Origin of the sequence: Oscillibacter sp. CU971, from assembly GCF_905219725.1 — a bacterium.
Classification (GTDB): domain Bacteria; phylum Bacillota; class Clostridia; order Oscillospirales; family Oscillospiraceae; genus Oscillibacter.
Genome location: NZ_CAJMXG010000166.1, coordinates 1 through 6692 on the forward strand (window position 1 = coordinate 1; position 6692 = coordinate 6692).

Below are 6692 nucleotides of genomic sequence, written 5' to 3' on the forward strand. Positions count from 1 at the left end.
GAGCGGGCAACGAGGCTCGAACTCGCTACCTCCACCTTGGCAAGGTGGCGCTCTACCAGATGAGCTATGCCCGCATAGGGGGTACGCCGCATCCGTAAGACGGCAAGCCGTCAACGGCTGCGCAGTGCCCGCAAAGACAATAAGTATTCTAGCAAAGATTTTCCCTCTTGTCAAGACCCTGGCAGAAAAAATTTCCTCTANTCCGCTTCCCCGGGCTCCGCCGGGGCGGCGGGGTCTGCTTTTTCCTCCCCCTCCGCCTTCGGCTCCAGGTCCTCTTTCGGGGCTTCCCCGNCTTCCGGCGCCGCGCCGCCGTCCGGGGCCCCGCCCTCTTCAAGGGAGCTTTCCCCCTCTTCTCCGGGGGGCTCTTCTCCGTCCTCCCCGGGCNCTCCGCCCTCCTCNGGCTCCGGCGGNTNCAGAAGGAANTCCACCAGNNCGGGATTCTCCCCGGCGGGATAGTAATTCACNACCCAGGGGACGGTTTCCGTCAGCTCCCGCTCCTCCCGGAGCTGCGNCATGGCCTCCTCCACCCGGACGCCGCCGTTTTCCCCCCAGTAGCCCATGCGGACCGCCAGCTCCGTCTTTCCCTCGTCCAGGGCCGCCGCCAGCAGGCTGTACAGCGCCTCCGGGCTGGTGGCGTTCACCACCGCCTGGAGCTGCTCCAGGGTCCGGCGGTAGCCAATGCGCACCGCCACCTCATAATAGCCCCGCTGGGCGTGGCTGGAGGTGGTGATAAACTCCACGGCATAGGCCCCCATGGGGGTCTCCTGCTGAACCTCCGCCGCGGCCTCCTCCAGGGTGTCCGCCACGGCCAGGTCGCTCTTGAAATCATACAGGCGCAGGGTCGCCGTCTCCTGGTGCCGCCCCACCAGCAGCAGCAGATCGTTTACCACGTCCTGGTGGTTCTCCGCCCGGAGGGTCCCGGCGGCCTCGCTCTCCCANAACTTGCTGCTGTGGGGCTCCGCGGTCGAATAGGTCCGCTCCAGCAGGGCCGAGCACCCTGTCAGCAGGCACAGCGCCAGCGTCAGCACGGCCAGTCCGCTTAATTTCCGACTCATGGCGGGCCTCCTCCCCTTACTTCTCCTCCGGCTTATAGCTTATAATCCCAGGTCTTCCTCTACCAGCANGACCTCGGCCTCCATGCCCANNATGGGGCCCCAGAGGGTCACAAGCCCGCGGCAGATGCGCTCCGGGCTTTTGCAGTCATAGCAGCGGTCGCACTTTACGGCGCAGGGGGTCTTTTTGCCCAGCTGCCGGGCCCTTTGCGGGGCGGCGACGTTCCGGGCCCGCCAGACGGCCCNGTCNTAAGCCGGCGCCAGCTTGTTTTGGCCGATGACGAAATACACCTTCTCATGGCCGAACAGCGTGGCCGCCGCCCGGTTTCCCGCGCCGTCGATGTTCACAAGCTCCCCCGTCTCCGCCAGGCCGTTGACAGAGGTGAGGTACACATCGGACACCATGGCCTCCCGGCGGGCGGCGTCCTTGTCCTCCCATTTCCAGTGCCAGATTGTCCGGTTGTGGCTCCNCAGCCGCTCATAGAGCCCCAGGGCGTCCAGGGTGGCGGACCCGCCGAAGNNCACGGACTTTCCGTCTATGGCGGCGTCCAGGTAGTCCGCCGCCTCCTTCCCGGTGNCGAAGACCCGGACGGCGTAGCCCCGGGCCTCCAGATTCTTTTTGACCGTTTCAAAATCCGCCATGTCTCATTCCTCCAATGTCAGCTGGGTTTCTCCCGTGTCCTCCTGGCGCAGCAGGGCCCCCGCCGCCGGCACCGCCCGGACCCGGTAGCGGCTCTTATTGGAAATAGCCGTCTCCTCCAGGGGGCGGACGGACTCCAACTGGTACTTGGGCTTCAGGGTCATCACCGCCACGCCCTGGGTGGAGCGGGTGGTCTTGGGGGCCAGCAGGGCGGTGTGGAAAATCAGGCACCGGGGCTCCGTGGAGTAGGCCGCCAGTTCCAGGTCCNCGTCCACCCGGAGAATCGCTTTCAGGGGGGACTTGTCGGAATAGGCCCCGGTGAGCTTGCGGCGGTTGGAGCAGGTCTGATAGGCCTTGATCTCCACCCGCGCCGCCTTGCCGTTTTCAAAGAAGAAGAGGAGGCCCCCNGAGTAGTCCCCGGGGAGGACCATGAACACCAGGCTCTNCNCGGCGTCCATGCCCAGCTTCGCCGGGAGGTAGTCCCCCAGGACGCTGGCCTTGGCATCCTCGAACTCGCTGAGGCGGGTCTTGTAGACCTGGCACTTGTCGGTGAAGAACATGACCTCCGCCCGGCTGGTAGTCTCGAAGCTCTGCCGGAGGCCGTCCCCCTCCTTGTACTTCTGGGTATTGCTCATACGGANGCTNTGGGGGGTGATTTTCTTGAAGTACCCCTCCCTGGAGAGGAACACATGGACCGCCGTCTCCTCCGGCCCCTCGTCCTCCCCGGGGTCCGGGAGCTCGTGGGCGTAAATAATGGAGGTGCGGCGGGGCTCGCCGTACTTCTTCGCCGCGTCCCGCAGCTCCTCCAGGATGATTTTCTTCACCCGCCGGGGGTCCTGGAGGATGTCCTCCAGATCGTCAATTTCATCCTGGAGGGCCTCCGTCTCCTTTACCCGCTTCAGGATGTACTCTTTATTGATGTTGCGGAGCTTGATTTCCGCNACGTACTCCNCCTGCAACTGGTCGATGCCAAAGCCAATCATCAGGTTGGGGATGACCTCGGACTCCGCCTCCGTCTCCCGGATGATTTNAATGGCCTTGTCAATGTCCAGCAGGATGCGCTTGAGGCCCTTGAGGAGGTGGAGCTTTTCCCNCCGCTTCCCCAGGACGAAGAACACCCGCCGCCGCACGGACTCCGTGCGCCAGGCGGTCCACTCCTCCAGAATCCGCCGGACCCCCAGCACCTGGGGCATCCCGCCAATGAGGACNTTGAAGTTGCAGGAAAAGGCGTCCTCCAGGGGGGTCTGCTTGAAGAGGCGGGCCATGAGCTTGTCCGGGTCCGCCCCCCGCTTGAGGTCAATGGTGAGCTTGAGGCCGGAGAGGTCCGTCTCGTCCCGCATGTCGGCGATTTCCTTGGCCTTGCCCGCCTTGATAAGCTCCGCCACCTTGTCCAAAATCGCCTCGGTGGAGGTGGAGTAGGGAATCTCCGTGATTTCGATGAGGTTTTCCTCTTTCACATAGCGCCACTTGGCCCGGACCTTCACGCCGCCCCGTCCCGTGGCGTAGATGTCCCGGAGGGCGTCCCGGTCGCAGATCAGCTCCCCGCCGGTGGGAAAGTCCGGGGCGGGCAGGGTCTCCAGCAGATCGCAGTCCGGGTTTTTGAGGTAGGCCGCCGCCGTGTCGCAGACCTCCTTCAGGTTGAAGCCGCAGAACTGGGAGGCCATGCCCACGGCGATGCCCATGTTGGCGGACACCAGGATGTTGGGGAAGGTGGTGGGCAGGAGGGCGGGCTCCTTCATGGTGTTGTCGTAGTTGTCCACGAAGTCCACGGTGTCGCTGTCGATGTCCCGGAAGAGCTCCTGGCAGATGGGGGTGAGCTTGGCCTCGGTGTACCGGGGGGCGGCGCAGGACATGTCCCGGGAATAATGCTTGCCGAAGTTGCCCTTGGAGTCCACGAAGGGGGTGAGCAGCGCGCCGTAGCCCCGGGAGAGGCGGACCATGGTGTCGTAGATGGCGGCGTCTCCGTGGGGGTTTAAGCGCATGNTCTGGCCCACGATGTTGGCGGACTTGGTCCGCGCCCCGGTGAGGAGGCCCATTTTATACATGGTGTAGAGGAGCTTGCGGTGGGAGGGCTTGAAGCCNTCGATCTCCGGGATGGCCCGGGAGACGATAACGCTCATGGCATAAGGCATGTAGTTGGTTTCCAGGGTGTCGGTGATGGGCTGCTCCACCACCGCCGCGTGGAGCCCTAAGACGTTGGGGTTGCCGGATTTGGGCTTTCCGGTTTCGGGTGTTTTCTTCTTTGGCATGATTCTGCCCTTTCCACTATTTATTCAGGTTGGGGTTCTCGGTCCGGCCAAGGAGGTAATCGACCGAGCAGTCCAGATAGTCGGCGATTGCGACCAGAATTTCGGAGGATACTTTTGATGAGGGCTTTTCCTTCCATTTGCTGGGCAAGCTGAGCGAAATACCGGTTTCTTTTGACAGCCTATAAGCGGTAATGTTTCTTTCTTCCAAAATCTTCAAGATTCTTTCGGTATGTTCCACAAGAATCCCCCATCTCAATTGTTATAATAGCACATTATGTGAAAAAATTCAAATATCCCTTGACTATAAGAATCTATTCACATATACTAAAAGCATCACAAAACTACGTTCACAGTAGGGAGTGCTGCATCGTATGGCCAAAAGTAAACATATCAGCAAACGCGTTTGCGTGACCATGACTGAGCAGGATCATAAACATTTGACTCGGTTGGCATATGAAACCCTGCGCACCCGGTCCGGTTACATGCGGTGGCTGTTGCACCAGGATTTCATGGAAAGAGGGATTTATCAAAAAAATAAATGAGAAGGGGTCCAGGGGAATCTGGTTTCCCCTGGCCGGAGTCCAGAGGGCGGGCGCCCTCTGGCGGGTCTGGGCCGCCCCTAGGAAATATCCGCCATCTCTAAATATTTGTATCCATTCTCCGCGATATGGTCCTTCCGCCCCTNGAGGTTGTCCCCCAGCAGGAGGTCAAAGACCTGGGCCGTCCGCTCCACGTCCTCCGGCATCACCCGGATCAGCCGNCGCGTCTCCGGGTTCATCGTCGTCAGCCACATCATGTCCGGGTCGTTCTCGCCCAGGCCCTTGGAGCGGTCAATCTTGTATTTCTTCCCCTCCAGGTCCTTCACAATGTCGTTTTTCTCCTTGTCGGAGTAAGCAAACCAGGTCTTCTCCCCGCAGTTGATTTCAAAAAGGGGGGTCTCCGCGATATACACATACCCCNCCCGAATCAGCGTCGGGGTCAGGCGGTAGAGCATGGTCAGCACCAGGGTCCGGATCTGGAAGCCGTCCACGTCACCGTCGGTGCAGATGACCACCTTGCTCCAGCGGAGGTTTCCTAGGTCAAAGGAGGAAACGTCCTTGGCGTGCTTGCTGCTCACCTCCACGCCGCAGCCCAGAACCTTGATGAGGTCCGTGATGATTTCGCTTTTGAATATCCGGGCGTAGTCCGCCTTCAGGCAGTTGAGAATCTTCCCCCGGATGGGCATGATGCCCTGGTACTCCGAATCCCGGGCCAGCTTCGCGCTGCCAAGGGCGCTGTCGCCCTCCACGATGTAGATNTCACGCCTGGCGGCGTCCTTCGTCCGGCAGTCNACAAACTTCTGCACCCGGTTGGCGATGTCCACGCTGCCGGAGAGCTTCTTCTTAATGCTCAGCCGGGCCTCCTCCGCCTTCTCCCGGCTGCGCTTGTTCAAAAGCACCTGCCCGGCGATTTTCTCCGCGTCGAANTGGTTTTCAATAAAATAAATCTCCAGGTTGGACCGGAGGAATTCCGTCATGGCCTCCTGGACAAACTTATTGGTAATGGCCTTTTTCGTCTGGTTTTCATAGCTGGTCTGGGTGGAGAAGTTGCTGGTGACCAAAATCAGGCAGTCCTCCACGTCCGCCCAGGTGACCTTGCTCTCGTTCTTCTGGTACTTCCCCTGCTCCCGGAGGTACTTGTCCACGGCGGAGACAAAGGCGGAGCGGCTGGCCTTCTCGGGGCTTCCCCCGTGCTCCAGGATGCTGGAGTTATGATAGTGCTCCACCACGTTCACGCGATTGGAAAAGCAGAAGGCCGCCGACAGCTTCACCTTATATTCCGGCTTATCCTCCCGGTCCCGGCCCTTCTTCTCCGCCTGCCAGAAGGCCGGGGAGGTCAGGCTGTTCTCCCCCGCCAGCTCGGCGACATAATCGGCGATGCCGTTTTCATAGACGAACTCCGTTTCCTCAAAGATCCCCGGCTCCGTCTCGTTGCGGAAGTGGAAGGTAATCCCGGCGTTCACCACCGCCTGGCGCTTCATCACGCCGGAGAAGTACTCCGCCGGGATATTGATGTCCGTGAACACCTCCAGGTCCGGAAGCCACCGGGTCCGGGTGNCGGTCTTTTTCGCNTNGGACTTAGGCAGGGGCGTTTTCTGGAGCTCCCCTGCGATCTCCCCCCGCTCGAAGCGGAGGCGGTACTCAAAGCCGTCNCGCCAGACGGTGACGTCCATGTACCGGGAGGCGTACTGGGTGGCGCAGGAGCCCAGGCCGTTGAGGCCCAGGGAGAACTCGTAGTTGTCCCCGGACACGTTATCATATTTGCCCCCGGCGTACAGCTCGCAGAAGACCAGCTCCCAGTTGAAGCGCTGCTCCTTCTCGTTCCAGTCCACCGGGCAGCCCCGGCCCGCGTCCTCCACCTCCACGCTCCGGTCCAAAAAGCGGGTGACGGTGATGGACGTTCCGTGGCCCTCCCGGGCCTCGTCGATGGAGTTGGATAAAATCTCAAAGACCGCGTGCTCGCAGCCGTCCAGGCCGTCGGAGCCGAAAATAACCCCGGGACGCTTGCGCACCCGGTCCGCGCCTTTTAAGGCGGAAATGNTGTCGTTGCCGTAATCCTGTTTCTTCGCCATAGTTCCTCCAAAACCGGCGNNATCCGCCGGGAACGTCTTTTTTTCGCCTCCGGGCACAGGATATAGGGGGAAAAGCCCCGGTTTTGCCCAGGATTTTGAAACGGTTCGATTATATCACAAGAAGTCCCCCGGTTCAACCC

5 protein-coding genes and 1 tRNA gene are annotated in these 6692 nt (G+C 61.1%); all 6 read right to left on the reverse strand.

Features of this window, described 5'->3' with window-relative positions:
- Position 1 precedes the first annotated feature (1 nt).
- The 6 genes from JX325_RS11195 to JX325_RS11215 all read right to left on the reverse strand — a co-directional run bounded on the left by JX325_RS11195 (position 2) and on the right by JX325_RS11215 (position 6552).
- Positions 2-74 (reverse strand) — tRNA-Gly (locus JX325_RS11195).
- Between the two features lie 123 nt (positions 75-197).
- On the reverse strand, positions 198-1055 hold the full coding sequence (locus JX325_RS18165; RefSeq protein ID WP_243414051.1) for a hypothetical protein: 858 nt from the start codon (positions 1053-1055) through the stop codon (positions 198-200).
- Between the two features lie 39 nt (positions 1056-1094).
- On the reverse strand, positions 1095-1694 hold the full coding sequence (locus JX325_RS11200; protein WP_204791207.1) for a lactate utilization protein: 600 nt from the start codon (positions 1692-1694) through the stop codon (positions 1095-1097).
- Positions 1695-1697: 3 nt separating this feature from the next.
- Complete coding sequence (locus tag JX325_RS11205) at positions 1698-3941, reverse strand: DNA topoisomerase (ATP-hydrolyzing) subunit A (RefSeq protein WP_204791208.1); 2244 nt, start codon at positions 3939-3941, stop codon at positions 1698-1700.
- Positions 3942-3957: 16 nt separating this feature from the next.
- Positions 3958-4179, reverse strand: coding sequence for a helix-turn-helix domain-containing protein (locus tag JX325_RS11210; RefSeq protein ID WP_243414052.1), 222 nt, complete (start codon positions 4177-4179; stop codon positions 3958-3960).
- A 381-nt stretch (positions 4180-4560) separates the two neighbouring features.
- Positions 4561-6552 (reverse strand): type IIA DNA topoisomerase subunit B, encoded by a 1992-nt coding sequence (locus tag JX325_RS11215; protein ID WP_204791209.1) that lies wholly within the window; start codon positions 6550-6552, stop codon positions 4561-4563.
- Positions 6553-6692 lie beyond the last annotated feature (140 nt).